The organism is Vibrio sp. 1-2 (7-a), from assembly GCF_013048515.1.
GTDB lineage: Bacteria > Pseudomonadota > Gammaproteobacteria > Enterobacterales > Vibrionaceae > Vibrio > Vibrio diabolicus.
Map to the genome: position 1 here is coordinate 468,307 of NZ_VHSQ01000002.1, position 22,707 is coordinate 491,013.

At 44.1% G+C, this 22,707-nt stretch carries 20 protein-coding genes; 17 read left to right on the forward strand and 3 right to left on the reverse strand.

Annotated elements, in window-relative coordinates:
* Positions 1-112: 112 nt before the first annotated feature.
* The 3 genes from malG to malE form a co-directional block, all read right to left on the reverse strand.
* Complete coding sequence (gene malG, locus FKN08_RS09770; RefSeq protein ID WP_005375275.1) at positions 113-1,003, reverse strand: maltose ABC transporter permease MalG; 891 nt, start codon at positions 1,001-1,003, stop codon at positions 113-115.
* Between the two features lie 12 nt (positions 1,004-1,015).
* Complete coding sequence (gene malF, locus FKN08_RS09775; RefSeq protein ID WP_170891993.1) at positions 1,016-2,590, reverse strand: maltose ABC transporter permease MalF; 1,575 nt, start codon at positions 2,588-2,590, stop codon at positions 1,016-1,018.
* Positions 2,591-2,669: 79 nt separating this feature from the next.
* A complete protein-coding gene (gene malE, locus FKN08_RS09780; protein WP_005375272.1) occupies positions 2,670-3,848 on the reverse strand; it encodes a maltose/maltodextrin ABC transporter substrate-binding protein MalE in 1,179 nt (392 codons plus the stop codon).
* A gap of 672 nt (positions 3,849-4,520) precedes the next feature.
* On the opposite strand from malE, the gene malK reads away from it, so the two are divergent.
* The 17 genes from malK (at position 4,521) to FKN08_RS09865 (ending at position 22,657) form a co-directional block, all read left to right on the forward strand.
* Positions 4,521-5,639, forward strand: a complete 1,119-nt coding sequence (gene malK / locus FKN08_RS09785) for a maltose/maltodextrin ABC transporter ATP-binding protein MalK (RefSeq protein ID WP_005375271.1) — start codon at positions 4,521-4,523, stop codon at positions 5,637-5,639.
* A gap of 423 nt (positions 5,640-6,062) precedes the next feature.
* Positions 6,063-7,463, forward strand: a complete 1,401-nt coding sequence (locus FKN08_RS09790; protein ID WP_005392488.1) for an undecaprenyl-phosphate glucose phosphotransferase — start codon at positions 6,063-6,065, stop codon at positions 7,461-7,463.
* Positions 7,464-7,473: 10 nt separating this feature from the next.
* Positions 7,474-8,679, forward strand: coding sequence for an outer membrane beta-barrel protein (locus tag FKN08_RS09795; RefSeq protein WP_170891994.1), 1,206 nt, complete (start codon positions 7,474-7,476; stop codon positions 8,677-8,679).
* Positions 8,680-8,712: 33 nt separating this feature from the next.
* Positions 8,713-9,225: a polysaccharide biosynthesis/export family protein gene (locus FKN08_RS09800; RefSeq protein ID WP_031780257.1), complete on the forward strand. Its 513-nt coding sequence runs from the start codon at positions 8,713-8,715 to the stop codon at positions 9,223-9,225.
* 15 nt (positions 9,226-9,240) lie between these two features.
* Positions 9,241-11,421, forward strand: a complete 2,181-nt coding sequence (locus FKN08_RS09805) for a polysaccharide biosynthesis tyrosine autokinase (RefSeq protein ID WP_170891995.1) — start codon at positions 9,241-9,243, stop codon at positions 11,419-11,421.
* Positions 11,399-12,208: a putative capsular polysaccharide synthesis family protein gene (locus tag FKN08_RS09810; protein WP_170891996.1), complete on the forward strand. Its 810-nt coding sequence runs from the start codon at positions 11,399-11,401 to the stop codon at positions 12,206-12,208. The genes FKN08_RS09805 and FKN08_RS09810 overlap by 23 nt, the downstream gene beginning before the upstream one ends.
* Positions 12,209-12,210: 2 nt before the next feature.
* Positions 12,211-13,263 carry a glycosyltransferase gene (locus tag FKN08_RS09815; protein ID WP_170891997.1) on the forward strand — a complete coding sequence of 351 codons (1,053 nt, stop codon included), beginning with the start codon at positions 12,211-12,213 and terminating at the stop codon, positions 13,261-13,263.
* Complete coding sequence (locus FKN08_RS09820; protein ID WP_124007534.1) at positions 13,229-14,482, forward strand: O-antigen ligase family protein; 1,254 nt, start codon at positions 13,229-13,231, stop codon at positions 14,480-14,482. The genes FKN08_RS09815 and FKN08_RS09820 overlap by 35 nt, the downstream gene beginning before the upstream one ends.
* Positions 14,483-14,497: 15 nt before the next feature.
* Positions 14,498-15,331: a putative capsular polysaccharide synthesis family protein gene (locus tag FKN08_RS09825; RefSeq protein ID WP_150917749.1), complete on the forward strand. Its 834-nt coding sequence runs from the start codon at positions 14,498-14,500 to the stop codon at positions 15,329-15,331.
* Positions 15,328-16,359, forward strand: a complete 1,032-nt coding sequence (locus FKN08_RS09830) for a glycosyltransferase family 4 protein (protein WP_170891998.1) — start codon at positions 15,328-15,330, stop codon at positions 16,357-16,359. The genes FKN08_RS09825 and FKN08_RS09830 overlap by 4 nt, the downstream gene beginning before the upstream one ends.
* Before the next feature lie 8 nt (positions 16,360-16,367).
* Entirely contained in the window at positions 16,368-17,675 is a 1,308-nt protein-coding gene (locus FKN08_RS09835; protein ID WP_134645982.1) for an oligosaccharide flippase family protein, read from the forward strand.
* Positions 17,676-17,677: 2 nt separating this feature from the next.
* Positions 17,678-18,076, forward strand: coding sequence for a VanZ family protein (locus tag FKN08_RS09840; RefSeq protein ID WP_005392476.1), 399 nt, complete (start codon positions 17,678-17,680; stop codon positions 18,074-18,076).
* 64 nt (positions 18,077-18,140) lie between these two features.
* Positions 18,141-18,461 (forward strand): N(4)-acetylcytidine aminohydrolase, encoded by a 321-nt coding sequence (gene yqfB, locus FKN08_RS09845; RefSeq protein ID WP_005392475.1) that lies wholly within the window; start codon positions 18,141-18,143, stop codon positions 18,459-18,461.
* A gap of 50 nt (positions 18,462-18,511) precedes the next feature.
* Positions 18,512-19,111 carry a TetR/AcrR family transcriptional regulator gene (locus FKN08_RS09850; protein WP_005392474.1) on the forward strand — a complete coding sequence of 200 codons (600 nt, stop codon included), beginning with the start codon at positions 18,512-18,514 and terminating at the stop codon, positions 19,109-19,111.
* 149 nt (positions 19,112-19,260) lie between these two features.
* The gene (locus tag FKN08_RS09855) at positions 19,261-20,295 is read left to right on the forward strand and encodes an NADP-dependent oxidoreductase (RefSeq protein WP_006742222.1); all 1,035 of its coding nucleotides are present in this window, start codon (positions 19,261-19,263) and stop codon (positions 20,293-20,295) included.
* A 15-nt stretch (positions 20,296-20,310) separates the two neighbouring features.
* A complete protein-coding gene (locus FKN08_RS09860; protein ID WP_047008454.1) occupies positions 20,311-20,928 on the forward strand; it encodes a glutathione S-transferase in 618 nt (205 codons plus the stop codon).
* A 289-nt stretch (positions 20,929-21,217) separates the two neighbouring features.
* Positions 21,218-22,657, forward strand: coding sequence for a catalase (locus tag FKN08_RS09865; RefSeq protein WP_170891999.1), 1,440 nt, complete (start codon positions 21,218-21,220; stop codon positions 22,655-22,657).
* Positions 22,658-22,707: the final 50 nt, after the last annotated feature.

Consider the following 22,707-nt stretch of genomic DNA (forward strand, 5'->3'; position numbering starts at 1 on the left):
AGATATTACTGATCGGCGGCCAAACCAAAATTGTAATATCCGTGCTACGTATAAGGGCGACCATGTGGTCGCCCTTTTCTAGTTATTCTTATCAATCTCAGACCACAAGAGATTATCCTTTCACACCACCAGCGGTTAGACCACCAACCAACCAGCGTTGAGCAAGTAAGAATACGGCAGTGATTGGCACTGCTGAAAGTACAGCAGCTGCAGCAAAGTCACCCCACAAATAGTTTTGTGGATATAGGTATTGCTGCATACCCACTGCAAGTGTGTACGAGTCTACATCAGAAAGTAGTAGTGATGCTACAGGAACTTCACCAATTACCATGATGAACGACAAGATGAATACTACCGCTAGGATTGGCACAGACAATGGAAGCAATACCAAACGGAATGCTTGCCATGGTGTCGCACCATCCAGTGCCGCCGCTTCTTCTAACGAAGAGTCAATACTTTCGAAGTAGCCTTTAATCGTCCAAACGTGCAGTGCGATACCCCCTAAGTAAGCGAATATCAGACCGCCGTGCGTGTTCAAACCAAGGAAAGGAATGTACTGACCCAATTTGTCGAACAACGCGTATAGAGCAACCAATGCCAATACCGCAGGGAACATTTGGAAGATCATCATCGCTTTTAGGATGGTGTTCTTACCTTTGAACTTCATACGAGCAAACGCATAAGCTGATGTGGTTGATAGCGCCACGATTAGGATTGCAGAAATACCACCCACTTTTACTGAGTTCCACAGCCATGTCATGACTGGGAATGGTGGCGGTGTAACTGTACCGTCTGGGTTAGTCACCGAGAAACCTAATGCCAATTTCCAGTGATCAAGCGTTGGGTTGTCTGGGATCAGGCTACCCGTTGCAAAGTTACCTTCACGGAATGAAATCGCGATGATCATCAGTAAAGGGAAAATAATCAGTGCCAAGAATGCCCACATCGCAATATGAGTAGCCCAAACACGATACTTTAATGACTTACCTTGTACCATTGCCATTGTAATCTCTCCTTAGTCCTGAGCTACTTTAGTTACGCGTAGGTTGATAAGTGCCAATGCGCCAACCAATAGGAAGATAAGTGTTGCTACTGCACTTGCTAGACCGAAGTCTTGACCGCCCGCACCTTCGAATGCGATTCGGTAGGTGTAACTTACCAATAGGTCTGTATAACCCGCAGGTTCTGACGTACCAATCATGTTTGGACCACCGCCTGTCAACAACTGGATAAGCACGAAGTTGTTGAAGTTAAAGGCAAAGCTCGCAATCAACAATGGTGTTAACGGCTTCAACATCATTGGTAGCGTGATACGAGTAAAGTTAGTAATAAAGTTCGCACCATCAATTGCTGACGCTTCATATAAATCATCAGGAATCGCTTTTAGTAGACCCATACATAGAATCATCATGTAAGGGAAACCAAGCCACGTGTTCACAATCAGGATCATGGTTTTCGCCATGAACGGGTCTGAGAACCAAGCTGGGCTAATACCGAACAAACCTTCCAGAAGCATGTTGATCTCACCAAAGCTTTGGTTAAACAAACCTTTAAAGATCAAGATAGAGATAAACGCCGGTACCGCATAAGGCAGAATCAGTAAGAGTCGGTAAACCGAACGGCCTTTTAATGCATCCCACTGAACAACACTTGCTAGAACAAGACCAATTACAAGCGTAAATAGTACGGTGAGTGCCGAGAACACAATCGTCCAGATAAAGATACTGATAAACGGCTCTTTGATGCCATCATCTTTCCACACACGCTCAAAGTTGTGGGTACCAATGTTCACAACAAAGCCAGGAGACACTGTGCTACCAACAAACTGACCGTTTTCATCGACAGGTTGGTAGTAACCTACTTCCATATTTGGACGTAACGTCTCTTCAGTACGATTATTGTAAAGCGTTTCGCCGTCTTCTTGCAGCGTGTACAAAGGCACAACTGCCGCAAACTTACGTAACCCGCTCATGCGGATGTCTTCACCGCTCGGCAGATGCAAATCAACACTGCTCAACGTATTACGGCTCTTAACAATCGTCTTGATTGATTCTTTCTCGCCCGTAGCTTCTTCAATTGGCGACAGGTCAAGATCCGATGCTGAAAGGCTATCTAGTTGAAAAGTGGGCGTAGCAAGTAGCTCACCATCTTTTTCAACCACAAGCTGATGTCCTTGATCCGTTTTATATAAAGTGAACGGGTAGCTATCACCACTTTGATAAGTTCTGTCCAAAAGTACGCTCTGCGCACGATCAAAAGAGAGTTGGTTTTTCGCGCTGTAGTTGGTAAACGCCAAACCTATGGTGTACGCCAGAGGGAAAAGAATGAAAAGGATCATCCCTGCGATACCAGGGTAGATGTAACGGTGTGCGTACGTCTTTTTACTACCAAAGATGAACAACGCTAAAGCGGTAAGAATGATCGTAAGTAGTGCAAACGCAATCTCACCGCGTGAATACATAAGGATTGTTGCGTAGCCATTGATAATGCCGACTGTGCCTAAAAGTGACCATTTAATGAACACTTTTTTGCTGCTCGGAAGGCTGGCTTCTGGTGCTGTCATAGCATTTGTACCTTGAACTGACTGCATAGGGAACCTGCTAGCGAATATAGAATAAATATAGAAAAGTAAGGAGGAGTTGCCCCCTCCTTAAAAAGGTCTTACTTAATTATTTAGTCATTTGTTTTTCTGCGTCTGCCAATGCTGCATCGACAGTTTGACGACCATCAACTACGTTGATGATTGCGTTCTTAGCCGCGCCCCAGAATGCGTTCATTTGAGGAATGTTTGGCATAATTTCGCCGTTCATCGCGTTGTCCATTGTCGCAGCGATACGAGTATCTGAATCTAGTTCACGTTGGAACGAGTTAAGCGCTACCGCACCTAGAGGCTTATCGTTGTTAACCATACGTAGGCCGTCGTTTGTTAGTAGGTAGTTCTCAATGAACTCAACCGCTAGGTCTTTGTTTGGAGACGCAGTGCTGATACCAGCCGTTAGAACACCAACGAATGGTTTAGAAGATTGACCTTGGAACTTAGGTAGCGTAGTCACGCCGTAGTTAACGCCAGACTTCTCGATGTTGCCCCAAGACCATGGACCGTTGATCGTCATCGCTGTCTTGCCTTGGTTGAATGCAGACTCAGATACGGAGTAGTCCATATCTGCAGAGATTACGCCTTTGTCTACCAAGCCTTTTACGAAGCTCATTGCGTCTTTAACGCCTTCTTTCGCGATACCAGCGTCTTTAACATCGTAACCTTCAGAAGTGTATTTGAACGCATAGCCGCCATCAGCAGCCATTAGTGGCCAAGTGAAGTACGGTTCTTTTAGGTTCCACATGATTGCAGACTTGCCATCTTTTTTAAGTTTTGCATCTAGCGCTGCAACTTCTTCCCAAGACTTCGGTGGGTTTGGAACTAGGTCTTTGTTGTAGATTAGAGATAAAGACTCAACCGCAACTGGGTAGCCGATCAATTTGCCGTCGTAACGTACAGCATCCCAAGCGAAATCAACAATACCTTCTTGAATGTTCTTAGAAGGTTTAATTTCTGCTAGCAGGCCAGCTTCTGCGTAACCACCGAAACGGTCGTGAGCCCAGAATACGATGTCAGGACCGTCACCAGTCGCTGCAGTTTGAGGGAATTTGTCTTGAAGGCCATCGGGGTGAGCCACTGTCACTTTAATGCCAGTGTCTTCTTCGAATTTTTTACCAACTTCAGCAAGGCCGTTGTAACCTTTGTCGCCGTTGATCCAGATAGTAAGTTGTCCTTCTTCGATGGCAGCATTAGCACCAAAAGAACCCAAAGCAACAAGAGTACCTAGTGCTACAGCGCTTAACTTTTTCATGTTCGTATCCTTTTTATATTTTTGATGTAGGGCTAGTCCATTGAGGTTCAGCCGTATTTCGACATATATCATCTGAAATAATCCAATATGTCTCATCCTCCTAATCCCTACGCCCTTACAATTATGACGTATTTTCGTGATCTAAATCGCCAAGGGTAAGAGACTCAAATCACAAAACGGATACTTCCTGTGATCGGTTTCAACTTTAGGTGGTGCAATAATGTGATTTCCGACCAACTGCTTTATTCCTCCTCCTTTTTTACTCCTCCCTACCTACTCCCCCTACAATTATTTCTATTAGGAGGATGTCGCACCTCGCACAATCTTACAAACTTCAGTCATCCAAGAGTGGATGGTAAGAACCCTTTCCCAGCAGTGCCTACGTATTAGGAAAAAGATTTGCTGGTTTTGCATTGCCAGACGAGTGGAATGTCATTATTGGTGTTGTTTGTGGTAATTATTTCACGGGGGAGACAACACGAATAATGTGGGGGAGAGAAACTCGTACTTGGCTATGATGGGTAGCACTTCTATTCAGGACATTTTATTGAAGTGCTACCCTACTTTTCTTACCAACCGCAATAACTTACCGATTCCTACTGTTACTGCTCGCTAGATAATTCATATAATGATGAGCGGTGAATAATAAAAAATTGATCGAGGACGAGCTACATGGCGAGTGTCACGTTAAAAAATGTTTGTAAAGCGTATGGCGACGTACTGATTTCTAAGAACGTAGACCTAACAATCAACGAAGGTGAATTTGTTGTTTTCGTAGGTCCATCAGGTTGTGGTAAATCTACCCTTTTACGTTGTATTGCCGGTCTTGAAGACATTACTTCAGGTGATTTGTATATTGGTGACCAGCGCATGAATGACGTCGAACCATCCAAACGTGGTGTTGGTATGGTATTCCAATCTTACGCTCTTTACCCACACCTTAACTTATATGACAACATGTCATTTGGCTTAAAATTAGCAAAAGCAGACAAAGCAGAAATCGACAAACGTGTTGAACAGGCTGCAGAAATCCTACAACTAGGCCACTTGCTTGAGCGCCAACCAAAAGCACTTTCTGGTGGACAGCGTCAACGTGTGGCGATTGGCCGAACACTGGTATCGCAGCCAAATGTATTCCTTCTAGATGAGCCTCTATCAAACTTGGATGCGGCACTGCGTGTAAACATGCGTGCGCAAATCACTAAGCTACAACGTCAACTTGGTTGTACCATGATCTACGTAACGCACGATCAGGTAGAAGCAATGACAATGGCAGATAAAATCGTTGTACTAGACGGCGGTTATGTATCGCAAGTTGGTAAGCCGCTTGAGCTTTACCATTACCCACAAAACCGCTTTGTAGCAGGCTTTATCGGTTCTCCGAAAATGAACTTCATGAGCGTATTCATTGATGAAGTAGAAGCAGAGCGCGTCAAAGTTCAACTATCTAATGGCGTATCTTTCTGGATTCCAGTGGATGGCACGACGGTTAACCGTGGCGACCGCATGTCTTTAGGCATTCGCCCTGAGCACCTATTATCCGCTTCTGAAGCTGATGCAAGCATTCACGGTGAAGTGATGATTGTTGAGAAGCTAGGTAACGAAACTCAAGTATACCTAAACCTAGAAGGTGCGGACGCGGACGTTATTTTCCGTCAGCCTGACACGCTCGCAGTCGATACCGGCGATAAAATCGAGATTGGTATTCCAGCACACCGTTGTCACCTGTTCCACAGTGATGGTCGTGCATGCCGCCGCCTATACAAAGAAAACGGCGTAGAAGTCGAATAATTCATTCGTCCTGATTCACAATAAATCCCTCTCACTTGAGAGGGATTTTTTTATCCTAATAAATATAAGTAATTCGATACTAAATCATTAATCGTTAACGAATAAGATCACCCGTTTCTTCTACCTTTACATAAACCATTGTCTTTGTACTGATACTTCATTTTTAATACTTTTCCTCATCCCTCATGAGTAAGTACCAGCTTTTTCCTAACCCGCCAAACTTAGCCAAAGGTCTAAATTTCATTCTTATTTCCACTTACCTCAACAACGCAAATTTTTACACTTATCAACGAAATTACACGTGACAAAAAACTTAGAAGCATTCAACAGAATGCTCTGTTCACCAACTACTAATAACGCTCACGACACGGCAATTGGGGGAGACACCCAAGGGCGGTAGCGTGTAAGAAGGGAAACTGAGTCATGAAACAAAAAGGACTTATCCGCTCTCACGAGATGGAGTTCGCTTTTTTATATCGCATCTCAGATCTTGCTGTCATCGTCTCTTTTATGCTGCTTTTAGTGTTCAAAGACATGAATACTGCGATGGGGAAAGATTACGTCATACTGGCTTTTGTTGGAGGCATCTCCTTTCTATTTATGGCAGAAAGCGGCAATCTGTACCGCTCTTGGCGAACCAGTTCGTTTAAAGAGCAGATGATTATTGTCTGTGTGGCCTGGGCAGTAACTTCCGCGCTTATCTTTATTGTTCTGTATTTTTCGGAAGTCTATGACTTATTTGATAACACTATTCTGGCATTGTGGTTTGCGATTACGCCCGCTCTGCTTTTGGCATGGCGAGTGACATTCCGTACCGGATTAGCCTATTTAAGAAAAAAAGGATTCAACACTCGTACTGCAATAATCATCGGCCAAACTCCTCACGGCATTACCCTTGCTAACGAAATTCAAAACCACACTGAACACGGTGTACTTTTTGATGGCTTTTACGATGAGCGTTCTTCCGACAGATTGCCAAATTCTGCTTACCCTATTAAAGGGGCAGTTGACCACGCTCTTGAGCGAGCCAAGAAAGGAGAAGTGGATTACGTCTATATCGCAATGCCAATGCACGCAAAAGAACGTATTGCATCGCTTCTTAACCAATTCTCAGACACCACCGCAAATACGTATCTGATTCCTGACTTCTTTACCTATAACCTTTTGCATTCTCGTTGGGCGCAAATCGGCCAAGTTCAAACGCTCAGCGTATTTGATACGCCATTTGCTGGAATTTCTTCCTGGGTAAAACGGTTTGAAGACATCTTGTTTTCGAGCATTATTTTAGCCTTGATCTCTCCAGTCCTGCTCACCATTGCGATTGGCATTAAGCTGACCTCTAAAGGTCCGGTCATTTTTAAACAGCATCGTTACGGCCTCGATGGACGCAAGATTGAAGTATGGAAATTCCGTTCAATGACCACTATGGATCAAGGCCCTCACGTGAAACAGGCGACAAAGAACGACCCACGCATTACGCCTTTTGGTGGTTTTCTGCGTCGCACCTCTTTGGACGAACTGCCTCAATTTATCAATGTACTGCAAGGGACCATGTCTATTGTTGGTCCACGTCCTCATGCCGTGGCACACAATGAAGAGTATCGCCAGATTGTTGACCGCTACATGCTACGTCACAAAGTAAAACCGGGCATTACTGGCTGGGCGCAAATTAATGGCTATCGCGGCGAAACAGACACCTTAGAAAAAATGGAAAAGAGAGTCGAGTTTGATTTGGATTACATCCACCACTGGTCGGTTTGGATGGACATCAAAATCATCTTCATGACCGTTTTCAAAGGGTTCACTGGTGCTAACGCTTACTAAGGTTGAGATTATGAAGAAACTGACAATGGCAATAGCATTGAGTCTGTTTTCAACTGGCTTACTCGCAGAACCGATGGCTTACCAAACCGAGTCTGGCATTGAGTTTATTCCCCTCGTAAGAACTTTCTACGAGGGCGATGACAACATCAACAAAGCGGAAGAATCCGGCAATGTAGAATCGGTCAATATTTGGGGTATAGAGCCAAGCTTATTAGCACGTATAGAAAGGAATCGCTATCGCGCAGATATTTTATACAAGTTGAAAGCAGGTTTTTCATCCGATGACCGCAACGACTTCGACGATCATACCTTTCAGTTTTCCAACTTTTTTGAGTTCAATCATCGTCATCGTTTAGTGGTTGATTATCGTTTTCGCGCCCAGCATGAAATTAGAGGGGAAGACATTACCGAAGGTAATGGTAGCGCAATAGACTCACCAATTGAGTTCAACCGTAACGATATCAAAACCAATTATGTCTTTGGCTCTAACGGTGCAAAAGGCAGACTCGAATTCGGTTTAGGCTACAGTGATAAAACCTATCAAAATTACCGTGACGGCTTGCCTGGGCACACAAACGCTAAAACAAAATACAACGATTTTCGAGCCCCCAATGCGCACTTGGAATTCTATTTAAGGGCGACGCCAAGAACCTATTGGTTGGTTGGGACAAAACAAATAGTAACCGACTATCAGCACCGAAATTCTGCGCAACCATCCAAAGATAACAACACCAGTTTCTATTACACCGGTGCCGAATGGGAAGTCACAGGAAAAACCAAAGGCATCGCTCGACTCGGTTATCAAATCAAAGATTTTGACAGCGCTCAACGAGAGACATTTAAAGGCTTCAGTTGGGATATCGGCTTTGAATGGCTGCCTCAAGAACAAACTCTAGTCAGCGTGAAAACCACTCAAGCGGCAGTTAACCCAGATCAAGATGGCGATTACAACCTACAAACTCGTTATCGACTGAACCTCAAGCACGATTGGAATAGTTACCTTGCAACTCGCTTAGGTGCTATTTATCAACAAGATGACTATACGGGGATCACCAGAAACGACGATCGCTACACCCTATCTTTTGGTATCGATTATCAAATTAAACGCTGGATACAGCTGCAAGCCGACTGGCAATACCAAGATAAAACCTCTAACCGACCAGGTTATAGCTTCGAACAGAACATTTGGACTTTAAGCGCACAGTTTTCTCTGTAACAAGGATTATTAATGAAGTCATTCATCACATTCATGAGCGTCGCGTTATTGCTATTTAGCACCTTGGTCAACGCTGACTCAAACGAGGAAGATTACTTACTCGATACTGGCGATACCATTTCCGTGCAGGTCTATGGTGAAGAAGATCTTACGATTAAAAATATTCTAATAACGTCAGATGGCTATTTTGATTACCCCTACCTTGGCCGAATCAAAGCAATAAAAAAAACACCGAAACAACTCAAGTACGAAATAGAAACGGGCTTAAAAGGCGATTATCTCATCAACCCAAAAGTGATGGTCACTATCAATAACTTTCGTCTGTTTTACGTTAATGGCGAAGTCAGGAAACCAGGTGGATTTGAGTACCGTCCAGGGTTAACCATAGAGAAGGCCATCGCTTTAGCGGGTGGCTTGACCGACCGAGCCTCACGCAAAGGCATTAACCTCACCAAACATAAAACGGGTCAAACGATAGAGGGTGTCAGTATGCACCGCAACGTTGAACCTGGTGACATTGTATTTATTGACCAGAGCTTCTTTTAAGTGACAGGGAATCAAATGAACGGGACTCATCCAAATAATCTCCAGATGAACAAAGTAGAACTGATTCGTTTTGGTCATCACTTTAAAGCGATTAAAAAGAATTGGCTAAGCATCGCAGCTTTCACGCTTCTGTTTTCATTAACTTGTACTTGGTATATCTACTCCAAAGCATCGATATACCAAGCTACAGCAACGCTACTCATCCAAGAAGAGCAAAAAAGTGCCCTTTCAATCGAGGAAGTATATGGTGTCGACACAACAAAAAAAGAGTACTTTCAAACGCAAATCGCTATTTTAAAATCGAATCATATCGCAGATAAGGTCATTAGAGAGCTGAACCTAACTCAACTACCGGAGTTCACACGCTCAGGTGGATTAAATCAAAAGATCGACCAAATAAAGTCGATCCCTTTTGTTCAAGACCTACTGAATGTGGCACCAAGCCCAAAAGAAACTGCCCAGTTTTCAGAGTCCTATTATCAAGCGCTTCAAGCTTTCAGAAGTAAACTCGATATTGAGCCAGTACGTAACACCCAATTAGTCAGAATTCGCTTTCGTTCTACCGATCCTAAGCTTGCAACGACAATCGCTAACGCGGTCGGCCAAGCCTACATTGACGCAAATTTTGAAGCCAAATTGGTCGTTACACAAAATGCGGCCACTTGGTTGACAAATAACTCACAAAAATTGGAGGAGCGATTACGTAACTCTGAGCAAGCGCTGCAAGAGTTCTTGTTAAAAGAAGGGTTGATCGATATAAACGGTATTGATGAAATTTACGCCAATGAGCTAGAAGAACTCACTCGCAAGCTAAATATCGCTGTTAATAAGCGCATTGAAGCGCAGACGTTAATCCAACTGTTAAGACGTAAATCTTCACAAAGTTTAGACAGCTTGCTGTCAATTGATGAATTCGCTAATCAAGCGCAGATCCGCGACCTAAAATTATCGGAAGCCCAAGCAGCCAAAAATCTCTCTGAGCTGGCACAGCGCTACGGCCCCAAGCATGACCGAATGATTCAGGCGAAAGCGCAGCTTGCTGAAATTCAAGCAAGAACCCAGCAACTCATTCGTGACATTTCCTTTAGCAAACAACAAGACCTTCTTGCTGCAAAAGCGCAAGAGGACATGCTTAGAGCAGAACTCGATAACAAAAAGGCCGATTTCCAATCGTTAGGGTCACAAAAAGCGCGTTACGAACAGTTAAAACGCGAGGTTGAATCCAATAAGGCACTCTATGAAGCGTTCTTAAATCGTGAGAAAGAGACCAACGCCACCAGCGACTACAAAAATGTCACTGCACGTTTTACTGACAAAGCCATCATCCCTCTATTTCCGGTAGCACCGCAACGAATCAAACTGGTACTGATTGCCACCTTTTTTGGCTTTGCCATTGCTTGCGCTCTGGTCATCATCTTAGAAACGATGCGAGAAGTTATCCGAAGCACAGCCGATGTGCAGGAAAAACTTGGTGTTACGTGTTTAGGTGTGATTCCTATGGTCAAAAAACGCAATTTGCGTAAAAACGGCGTCAGTTATACCGCGTATTTAGATGATGAAGAAAAGCTATTTAGTGAAGCTTGCCGCTCGGTCAGAACCTCGCTTCTGCTCAGATTAACCAACACGAAGCAAAAGATATTGCCCTTTACTTCTGCCATTCCAGAAGAAGGAAAAACATCGACCAGTATCAATATGGCGGTGTCGTTTTCAAAAATGGAAAAGGTATTGATCATCGACTGCGATTTGCGCCGACCTTCCATCGCAAAACGGTTTGGCATTGCTGAATCAAGCCCAGGCTTAACGCATATCCTGACTATGGATACGCCAATCAAAGATTGTGTTACACATATAAAAGAAGCCAACTTAGATGTATTACCGGCAGGCCTAATTCCGCCAAACCCACAGGAACTGCTAGCTTCTGATCGCTTTAAAAAGTTGCTCGAACATTTTCAAAATAAGTATGACCGGATCATTATCGATACACCGCCCCTACTGTCAGTGAGTGATGCACTGATTCTTGGTCAGTATGCCAATGGTCTGATTACCGTCATTCGCTCAGAGTCGACAAAATCATCACTGGTTAACCTTGCGTTATCTAAACAAATACAACACTCAGTTCCATCTCTTGGCGTCTTAATCACACAAGCCAAGACTAAGGAAGGAGAAACGCTTTATGTCCAGAAATACGCCTACTAACTCAAACGCATCTTGGTACCAAACGTTGAAAAGTCAAGAACAACCAGTATTGATCTATCAAATGGGCAAAGTAGGTTCGAGTGCATTAGAACATTCCATTCCTAACTCGATTCACTTGCACGATCTTATGACTGTCGATGCGCAAAAACAGATATCCCCTGTAAGAGCGCAATTGCATAAACCTCAGATCAATGCGTTAAAGCGACGACTCAAGCGCATAGCGATGAGCCGTATGTTAAAGCGCAAGAAAAAAGTTCGAATTATCTCGCTGGTACGTGAACCGATCGGACGAAATGTCTCAATGTTCTTTCAAGCACTTCCGTTTTGGATGGCGGATAAATATCTAAAAGATGACAGCGCAATACGTACCGAACGACCGCAATTACTCCAAGAGGCATTTGATAAGCACATGAATCATCAATATGCGCTGCAGTGGTTTGACAACGAAATCAAACAACTAACAGGGATTGATGTGTTTAACGAACCTTTTAATCACGAAGTAGGCTATCAAACATACCACAACAACAACTTCTCACTGTTGGTCATTCGAAGTGACAAGCTAAAGCAGGCTAACTCCGCAGTTGAAGACTTTTTAGGTTACCCCGTGGATGTTGTTTATGAAAATCAATCAGACAACAAATGGTACTCGCCACTAATGAAAGAATTCAAAACGCAATTTCAACCTGCACCCGAGTACGTTGAAGAAATGCTGAATTCTAAATTGACGAAGCACTTTTTCTCAAATGCAGAAATCACCGACCTTAAACAGCAATACCTGACCAATTAAGCATGAAAACCAAGATTCTACATATTATTAATGATCTTTCTCAGAACGGCGGTGCTCAGAAGTTCTTAGTCGACCTTGTTTTGGAACATAAGCCTGAATACGAAATCAAAATTTTGGTCTTGTGTGATGAAAATGATTACTTACCAATGCTATCCGCCCAAGGGATAGAGTGTTTTAACTGGCGCACTTTGTCATTGAGTGAGAAATACTGTTTACTGCGTTGGCCACATGTCGTTCACGGACACCTCTACCCTTCCATTTACCTAGCGCTATTGGCGGTAGGTAAAAAACGAATCCAGACTGAGCACTGTCCTTACAACCGTCGACGTGACTATCCGCTGTTTAAGTTCATGGAGTACGTCTTATATTGGGGCCACGACTTGACGGTCAGTATTAGTGAAAAAGTACAAGATGAACTGGTGAAGTTCATGCCTCGCTACCAGCATAAATATCACGTGGTGCACAATGGCGTTGATTTAAAAAGGTTTCCTATGATGCCGAAGTGCGCCAGCCACCTAATCGACAAACCAGTCATCAAGATTGGCATGGTAGGCCGACTTCACCAACATAAAGATCATGAAACGCTTATCCAAGCACTTGTCCATTTACCGAGACGATACGAGCTCCATCTTGCTGGAGATGGCGAAAAAAAATCGTCACTGCAAGCGTTGGCAACAAAGCTCAACGTCACGCAACGTGTTCACTTTCATGGGGTAGTTTCTGATGTTCCAGCGTTTTTGAACGACATGGACATTTACGTGCAATCATCGCATGTCGAAGGCTTTGGCTTGGCGGCGGTTGAGGCCATGGCAGCAGGCTTACCCGTATTATCATCGGACGTACCCGGTTTGGATGACGTCACCGGACGTGCCGAATATTTATTTCAGGTTGGTAACTCAAATGAGCTGAGCCAGAAAGTGCTCCAGCTGTGTGAAAGTGTTGAGCGGTATGACGCTGCAAGTCAATACTCAGTCAATAGGGCCTCTCTCTACACCATCGATAAATTTCGTGAAGGTTACTATGGAATCTACCAGCAGCTTTGCACCAACAAATAGCTCCGCGCCATCGAGCCATCGAGCCTCATGGTTTGCAGCATGCCTATTAGCATTGTTCTTTATTCCTATGAAGTTTCGTGCTGGAGGAATAGCACTAGCACCATCAGACATCGTAAGTCTTTTGTCCATTGGTTTTACAGCGTTAGTGGTATTGGAAGGAAAAGCTGAAAAACTCATGCATCCCTGCATGGGGTTCCTCGTATTGTTCACTGGGTATGTGTTCTTAAATGGCCTGCTAAATCGCGTCCCCCTAATGCCGCTAGTTATAGAAACCGTGCAATGGCTGGCGATTCTCTGCTTGCTTAGCCTAATGTACGCCTATGGCGTGTTTGATGATGAATGGGTAATGGTTTATTTCACTTATCTGCTGTTTTTCATCTGTACGCTCGTTGCCTTATGGCACTTTGCTCAAGGCTATCAAAGCGGGTTTAAGTTACTCGGGGTAAGTAAATACGGGTTCGGTGTACTTTGCTCACTACTGTACCTTTATCGGGATAAAATTCGCGCTTTCCACCTTTTGATGCTCGTTGCTTTGGTATTACTGGTGTTGTCGCAAGAAAGAAAAGCACTACTTGGTTTTTGTCTGCTTTTCTTCTTTGACCAGCTGCTCGTAAAAAACCTGATGAGAAAATCGCTTAATGAAACGTATACGTGGACCATTTTATTGGCCTTAAGCTTTATGGTGTTCACTGCCGTCGCAACTACACTCTATGTTGGGTTTGAAACGTTAGCAGACACATTGGAAATAACCCAAGAAGACGTCTTATTTGCCAACCAAAGTGAAGCTCGCTGGGTGTCGAACCTTCATAGAAAACTCTTACTTGCCAATGGGCTAGATATTTTACTTCAACACCCGGTGTTAGGTGTCGGCGCGAAAATGTTACCCAACTTTATGATCAGTTACTTTAACTATGATGAGCTGGCGATCTACACCCACAACTTTGTGTTAGATACCGCAATTGAATACGGGTTGCTCGGTATCGCCCTATTATTTGGTGGTTATTTTCTTTTTATTCGCTTTTGCTTCCGTAGTCTCAATGACAACAGGAAAAGCCTCTTACTCGCGATATACGCCCTCATCATGGTGTTCTTCGTTGCGGTAAATACCACCATCATTTTAATACTCTTATTACCCGTCATGATAAGCATGAGCCGCGAGTCAAAGGTCAACACCATTGCTCATACTTTTCCGGTAAACCATCACCACGAATTTGAATAATCAAGGATAGGATAGATGAAGTATTCAATCTCTCGACAATTTGAAAAGAACCGAGAACTCCAAGCTGACAATTTTGTTTTAGTTTACCAAATGGGCAAAGTTGGCTCATCGTCAATTGAGCACACGCTGGGAGAAAGAAATATCCCAAGCTATCACATCCACACCTTTGATGATCACGAAGAATTTCACATGTATCACAATAAAAAAGACGTGAGTAAATTTTTCGATTTCAAAAACCGTGCGCTCTACCGCTTAGTGCTCAAGCAACGAAAACGTATCTTACAAAAACGCGAACAAATCAAAATCGTCACACTGGTCCGCGATCCAATCGCAACAGTCTTTTCTCGTTTCTTTCAAGACCTCCATTTGCAATTTATCGAAGGCAAAAAGAATGACGCAATTCACCGAGATATGGCAGTCACGTATCAGCACCTCGAACATTGTTTCGATAACTATATCAATCTCAACTATTTTGCGGACTGGTTCGACAACGAGTTAAAACGTAACTTCAATATCGATGTGATGCGTCAAGAACTGGACAACACTCAACCTTTCTTCACATTCAAGAACGAGCAAGCCAACGTCATGCTAATCAAATGCGAAAAGCTCAGTTCTCTCGATAAAGAAATTGGTGAGTTTCTCGGGCTGCAAGACTTCGTGCTGAAAAACAGCAATGAAGCGAAAAACAAGTGGTACTCCAATATCCACCAGCACTTTAAGCATCACTACGACTTTTCAAAACTGTTCTATATGTACGATCTTCCCTTATATCGCCACGTTTATTCAGAACAAGAACGTGATGCTTTCAAGCATAAATGGATACAGACACCAGGAACAAAATCATCATGAAAAAAGTGCTCCATATTACAGAAGCCTTCGGAGGTGGCGTTCAAACAGCCCTCTATAGTTATGCTCACTCCTCTCGAGACGAACCCTATCAACATTTCTTGCTAGCCAGAGCTCGAGAAAACGACTTAACCAATGAGAACAACCATCATATTTTCACACAGACCAAATGGGTGGAAGGCGGCTTACTTCAATTTGTTCGCGATGCAAACCACATGATTGCATCTCTTGCGCCTGACGTTGTGCATTTGCACTCGAGTAAAGCGGGCTTTATCGGGCGATTTCTAAAACTTGGCAAGGCGCGCTTGGTTTATACGCCGCACTGTTATGCTTTCGAACGTGAAGATATCTCCGAATTCGCGCGCCAGCTCTATAGAGCGCTAGAGAAAGTAAAACTAAGCAAAATTGATGTGGTGGCAGGCTGTAGCCAACGAGAATGTGACTTGGCGATTAGCATTGGCGTGAAACGTGCTGAACTGCTCAACAACTACGTGTCCTATCAAAGTGAAGAGCGTTTGTTGCGAAACAGACAAGAAGCGCTGCGACTTGTTGTGCTTGGTCGTGTCGCGCCCCAAAAGGATCCGCAATTTCTCATCGACACATTGCAACACCTTAATCGATATGCGCTTAACCGCCCATTAGATATCACTTGGATAGGTGGCGGTGACAACACACTCGAACAAAAATTGCGTACAGAAAATGTGGATGTGACTGGCATGTTGCCTCGTGATGAGGTGGTTAAAAAGCTCAAGGGCTCAGACCTTTACTTACATACTGCAGCATGGGAAGGGATGCCGTTAACTATTCTAGAGGCAGCCAAGTTACATCTTCCTATGGTGATTCGAACTATCGGCGCGACCCAAGATCTCAACTACCCATTTTTAGCGCTAACACCTGAAGAAATGGCCAAGCAGATCGCGCACTGTGTCAATCATTATGATGAAATTGATTTTTGCCAATATACAACAGCGTTAAACGACGCCTTCAGTGAAGAAAAACAGCGCCTCGCACTCAATAATATTTACGGTTAAATGCCTCTATGTTTCACACTATTCAACAAAAATTACTGTTGATGCCCAGCGGTAAAAAAAGCTTGCTATCTACTGGATTGAAAACCGCAATCACGCGTGTGTTGAGTGCGCTATTTGCTTTTTTACTGACACTGATTGTATCGAAGGCCAGTGACGCTTCGACTTCCGGTCAATTTTTCTTTTTATTCAACCTAGTCTCACTACTCGCGATCGTTTCTCAGCTAGGTTTTGATGTCTCATTAGTTCGCTACAATGCGATCGCCTTTAACAACAAAGAGACACTTCAACAAAGCCATAACTATAAAACGGCACTTTATCGAAGTATGGCGTTTTGCTTGCTAGCCATTGCCGTTTTGTTGGTAGGATTTAATCTGTTTCCTGAACAGCTAAACCAGACCCAATCGCCAATGCATGCGATTACTTTAGGCTTGTTCTGCATACCGTTTTTGGTGCTTGCACAGACTAACAGTCGTGTGCTTCAAGCATGTAGAAAGGTCGTGTCATCACTGTTTGCTTTACAGCTTGGCGTGAGTATGTTGATGGTCTTTTTTGTCTTTGGCTTGGACTATATCGGTCAGCAAAATATCAACAATCTGATGACCGCACTGCTTCTGGCGAGTATGAGCGTCGCGGTAATATCCAGTGTTAATTGGCTAGGTTCAGGTCAGTATCAGACATCGGCTTTCGTACCAAACAAAAAAATGATCGCTTCTGCCAAGCAAGTCTGGATTGGCAGTATCTTCACGAACGTTCTTCAATGGGGAAGCCTTGTCATTGCGGGCTTTTTTATCTCAACAGCGGAACTCGGTCTATTAGCTGCAGCTCAACGTACATCACTACTGATTGGCTTTGTGCTGATTACCATTAACTTTGTGGTCGCCCCTATGTTTGCCTCTCTCTACAAAGAACGCCAAATGATCAAACTGCAAAGCCTGAGCCGTTTAGCTTGCCGAGCCAACGTTGGTTTGGCCATTGTGCCCGTGATTATTTGCACTCTATTCCCAGAGTTTGTGATGCGGTTTTTTGGTGAAGAGTTTCTTGCTGCTGCGCCACTGTTAGTCGTCCTGTCTTTAGGGCAGTTAGTCAATGTTGCGACTGGCTCTGTAGGGTTTTTATTACTCATGAGCGGTCACGAAAGAACCATGAAATACATTACAATTTCCTCCGGCACAATCTCTATCTGCTTGCTCATTGCGCTTTGCCAAACGTTCGGTGTTATTGGTGCAGCATGGGCGATGGCAATTGGCATGGCAATTCAGAATCTAGCGGCGTTGTACTTTGTAAAACGTTACTTAGGCTTCTTTCCAATAGGTTAATTATGGTTTCAATACTGACACGGATAAGTTTTGTTTTCGTTCTGACGCTTACGGCTTCACTCTCTTTGTGGAAAAGCTCTGACTTACACCATGCCACTTACCTGCAAATGGAAACCTACTTAGGTGGATCGAGTACGCTTCACTTTACTTTCAGTTTATTGATCGGCTTTTTATCGGTCTTCACCTTCCCCTCTTTAGTAAGTTCAAGTAAAGCCGACGTCTTTGGGATCCGCCTTTTGCTACTACTGTTGGCTATCGTTTCAATGGAAGAAATAAGTCAACTTTTTATTCCAAGTCGCTCATTTAGTTTTGATGATCTCAGTACCAACTGGATAGGCATTATCTCGGGTTACTTTAGTGCCAAGTTGATTCGCGTCCTACGCACTCGCTCGTTCTCTTGAAATAAGCACCTCAAGGTTATTTGGGTATATAATTACGCCAAACAATCAGACTAACGAGTACATCATGTCATCCCACCCAACCAAGATTACCTTTTTTGAATTCTTAACCCCGTTGATCACATCAGGCAAAAAAACGATTACGATTCGAGATGAATCAGAAAGTCACTACGTTCCAAATACAGAGGTCGAAGTTTTTACCCTAGAGACGGATCGTAAAGTCTGCAACATCAAAATACGCTCTGTAGAACCACTCAACTTTGAAGATATCAATGAGTTTCATGCTGAACAAGAAGCCATCGAACTACCAAAACTCAAGCAGTTAATTCGAGAAATCTACCCAAATACCGACACGCTATTTGTGATTGAGTACGAGCTAATCAAATAACCCACAACAAAAACTAGACGACTGGTCTAATTCATTCTATAGTACGCTTCATGAACGCAAAGACGAACGACACACGCCAACATATTCTCGACGTCGGATACGAGTTAATCGTAAACCGAGGGTTTACGAGTGTTGGCCTTTCAGAGCTTTTAAAAAAGGCCGCGGTGCCGAAAGGCTCGTTTTATCATTACTTCAAATCCAAAGAACAATTTGGTGAAGCGATGATTCAAGACTACTTTACTAAGTATTTTGAGCGTTTAAACGCACGCTTTACCAATACCGATCTGAATGGCTACCAACGCCTAATGAGCTACTTTGAAGAAATGGTCAAAGTAGAAGACGACGTATGTAATGCGAACAAATGTTTGTTGGTCAAGTTAAGTGCGGAAGTCTCCGATCTCTCAGAGCCCATGCGCCTAGCGTTACGCCAAGGTGCAGACAAAACTATTCAATCAATGGCGTATTGCATTGACGTAGGCATTCAAGATGGCTCTATCCCAAATGGTGACAGTGCTTTATTGGCAAGGCAGATATACTACCTTTGGAACGGCGCAAGCTTGCTGAACAAACTGTATCAAGATCAGGCAGCATTAACGCAAAGTCTGACCTATACTCAACATCTACTGCAAAACACGCGAACTTGCCCATAGTAGGTAGCGTAAAAGTAAGATGAACACCCTACATGTGTTTCACAGTTGGTAATAACTCCTGTGATAGCACAATACACTTTCCCGCTCTATGAGCGGGATATTTTGAAATCAAAACTAGACGACCGGTCTAATCAATAAGTGAGATAAATATGACTAACGCAACAAATCGCAGAATCGTACTCGCGTCACGTCCCCATGGTGCACCAACAAAAGAAAACTTTCGTCTAGAAGAAGTGGCGAAACCGACTCCTCAAGATGGTGAGATGCTACTGAGAACCGTTTATTTATCTCTCGACCCATACATGCGCGGTCGCATGAGCGATGCCGAGTCATACGCCGATCCTGTTGCGGTTGATGACGTAATGATCGCTGGCACAGTTTGTCAGGTAGAAGCATCGAACCACCCAGATTATGAAGCGGGTGAATGGGTTCTTGCATACACTGTTGGCTGGCAAGACTACGCCATCTCAACTGGTGAGATGGTGATTAAACTTGGCAAAGAACCACAAAACCCATCATACGCTCTAGGTGTTGCTGGCATGCCAGGTTTTACCGCGTATATGGGCTTGCTCGATATCGGTCAGCCAAAACCAGGTGAAACCATTGTGGTAGCAGCCGCGACGGGCCCTGTGGGCGCGACCGTTGGTCAAATTGGCAAAATCAAAGGTTGCCGTGTTGTTGGTATTGCAGGCGGAGAAGAAAAGTGCCGTTACGCCAAAGAAGTCCTTGGCTTCGATGAATGTATCGATCACAAAGCTGACGACTTTGCAGAACAGTTGAAAAACGCCTGTGATCAAGGTATCGATGTTTACTTCGAAAACGTAGGTGGCAAAGTATTCGAAGCTGTAATGCCACTTCTGAATACCAGCGCACGTATCCCACTTTGTGGTTTGATTTCTCAGTACAACGCAACAGAACTGCCTGAAGGTACCGACCATCTTCCATTATTAATGGGTAAGCTGCTGACTAAACGAATCAAGGTGCAAGGCTTCATCATTTTTGATGACTACGGACATCGTTACGGTGAATTTGCGCAAGATATTAATCAATGGTTGGCAGAAGGAAAGATCCAATACCGTGAACATCTAGTACAAGGACTGGAGAATGCACCAGAAGCATTTATCGGTCTGTTGGAAGGTAAGAACTTCGGCAAGCTTGTAGTACAGATTAACGACCCATTATAAGGAAGGGATAAATAAATGATTAAACTTCACCATCTCAATCAGTCTCGCTCAAAGCGCATCATTTGGTTACTGGAAGAGCTAAATGTGGATTACGAAATCGTGCCTTATGTTCGTGACAAAGTGACTTTCATGGCACCGCCTGAGCTAAAGAGCGTTCATCCGCTCGGTAAATCGCCCCTGCTTGAAGATGATGGCGAGTTCATCATTGAATCTGGCGCGATGACCGAATATTTGATTGAGAAGTACAGTGATGGTGCGTTTGCTCCTGAGCGTGGGACGAAGGCGCACACTGAGTACCTGCAATGGATGCACTTTGCTGAAAGTTCCGCAATCTTACCAATGTTGTTAAAAATCTTTATTAGTAAAGAGCCAAACGAAACTCAATTTCTATCAGGCTATGCTGACAAAGAAGCGATGAACGTTCTGGGTTACTTCGAGCAATCGCTAGAAGGCAAAACTTACCTAGTAGAAGAACGTTTAACTGGCGCAGACATCATGATGTCATTTATTGTCGAGCTCGTGCATAAGTTCGGTTTGGCTGGTCACTTCCCGAATATTGAGCGTTATGGAAAACAACTCGCAACGCATCCAGCGTTTGAAAAAGCTGAGCAAATTGAAGTGAAGTACTCCTAATCATTCCGCCCCTTTGATGCTCAATAAAGCGATATCAAAGGGGCGATTTCCGACGTTAGCCTTGTCAACAAAGCGCAATTCATGCAAATGCCTGCGTGCTCTTTTTACCCTTTTCGCCAATACGTTAATAAACCAATCATAAAAATCAGCTAAGAATCTGATTCTAAGTTACTTTTCATCATCGTTCCCACCTATTGAATTGATAAGCAGTATCAGTTTTTGCTTCCAGCTTTTCCGTAATAATCTTCTCTTCAGTTGCTAAGGTATTGATCCCTGGAGGGGAAGAAAAATGACAAATAAGAAATTAACCACCGCCGCAGGCTGTCCTGTCGCCCATAATCAAAATGTGATGACTGCAGGTCCTCGTGGTCCCCAACTACTGCAAGACGTTTGGTTCCTTGAAAAACTGGCACACTTTGATCGTGAAGTGATTCCTGAGCGTCGTATGCACGCCAAAGGCTCAGGCGCTTACGGCACCTTTACTGTGACTCATGACATCACAAAATACACTCGCGCGAAGATCTTCTCGGAGATTGGTAAAGAGACCGAGCTATTTGCTCGCTTTACAACCGTTGCGGGTGAGCGCGGTGCCGCCGATGCAGAGCGCGACATCCGTGGTTTTGCGCTAAAGTTTTACACCGAAGAAGGCAACTGGGACTTGGTTGGTAATAACACGCCAGTGTTCTTCCTGCGTGATCCACTAAAATTTCCAGATCTAAACCACGCAGTAAAACGCGATCCACGCACCAACATGCGCAGCTCGACAAACAACTGGGATTTTTGGACATCACTACCAGAAGCATTCCACCAAGTTACGATCGTTATGAGTGATCGTGGTATTCCAGCGTCTTACCGTCATATGCACGGCTTCGGTAGCCACACATTCAGCTTTATCAACGCAGAAAACGAGCGTTACTGGGTGAAATTCCACTTTAAAACTCAACAAGGCATCAAAAACCTGACTGACCAAGAAGCAGAAGCGATCGTAGGTAAAGACCGCGAAAGCCATCACCGCGACCTTTACGAAGCGATTGAGCGTCAAGACTTCCCTAAATGGAAGATGTACGTACAGATCATGCCAGAGCTAGAGGCGGATGAGGTCAACTTCAACCCATTCGACCTAACACGTGTATGGTCTCAAAAAGACTACCCACTGATCCCAGTTGGTGAGTTTGAACTGAACCGTAACCCAGAAAACTTCTATGCGGAAGTTGAGCAATCCGCGTTTAACCCGGCAGCTATCGTTCCTGGAATTGGCTTCTCGCCAGACAAAATGCTGCAAGGCCGTCTGTTTGCATACGGAGACGCGCAGCGTTACCGCCTAGGTGTAAACCATCACCAAATTCCAGTTAACGCGCCTCGTTGTCCGGTACACAGCTACCACCGCGATGGCGCAATGCGCGTTGATGGCAACTTTGGTTCAACACTAGGTTACGAGCCAAACTACAAACAAGAATGGGCAGAGCAACCAGATTACTCTGAGCCACCTCTACGCATCAACGGCAATGCTGATCATTACGATCACCGTGTAGACGAAGACTACTTCAGCCAAGCGGGTGACCTATTCCGTCTTATGAGCGAAGAACAGCGTCAAACTCTATTCGACAACACCGCTCGTGCAATGGATGGTGTGCCAGACTTCATCAAAGAACGTCACGTTAACCACGCCTACCAAGCGGACGAAGCTTACGGCAAAGGCCTTGAGATTGCGCTAGGCTTAAACAAGTAAACGGACACTGCACCAGCAAATGCTGTGATAAGAAGACATAAAAAAGGAGG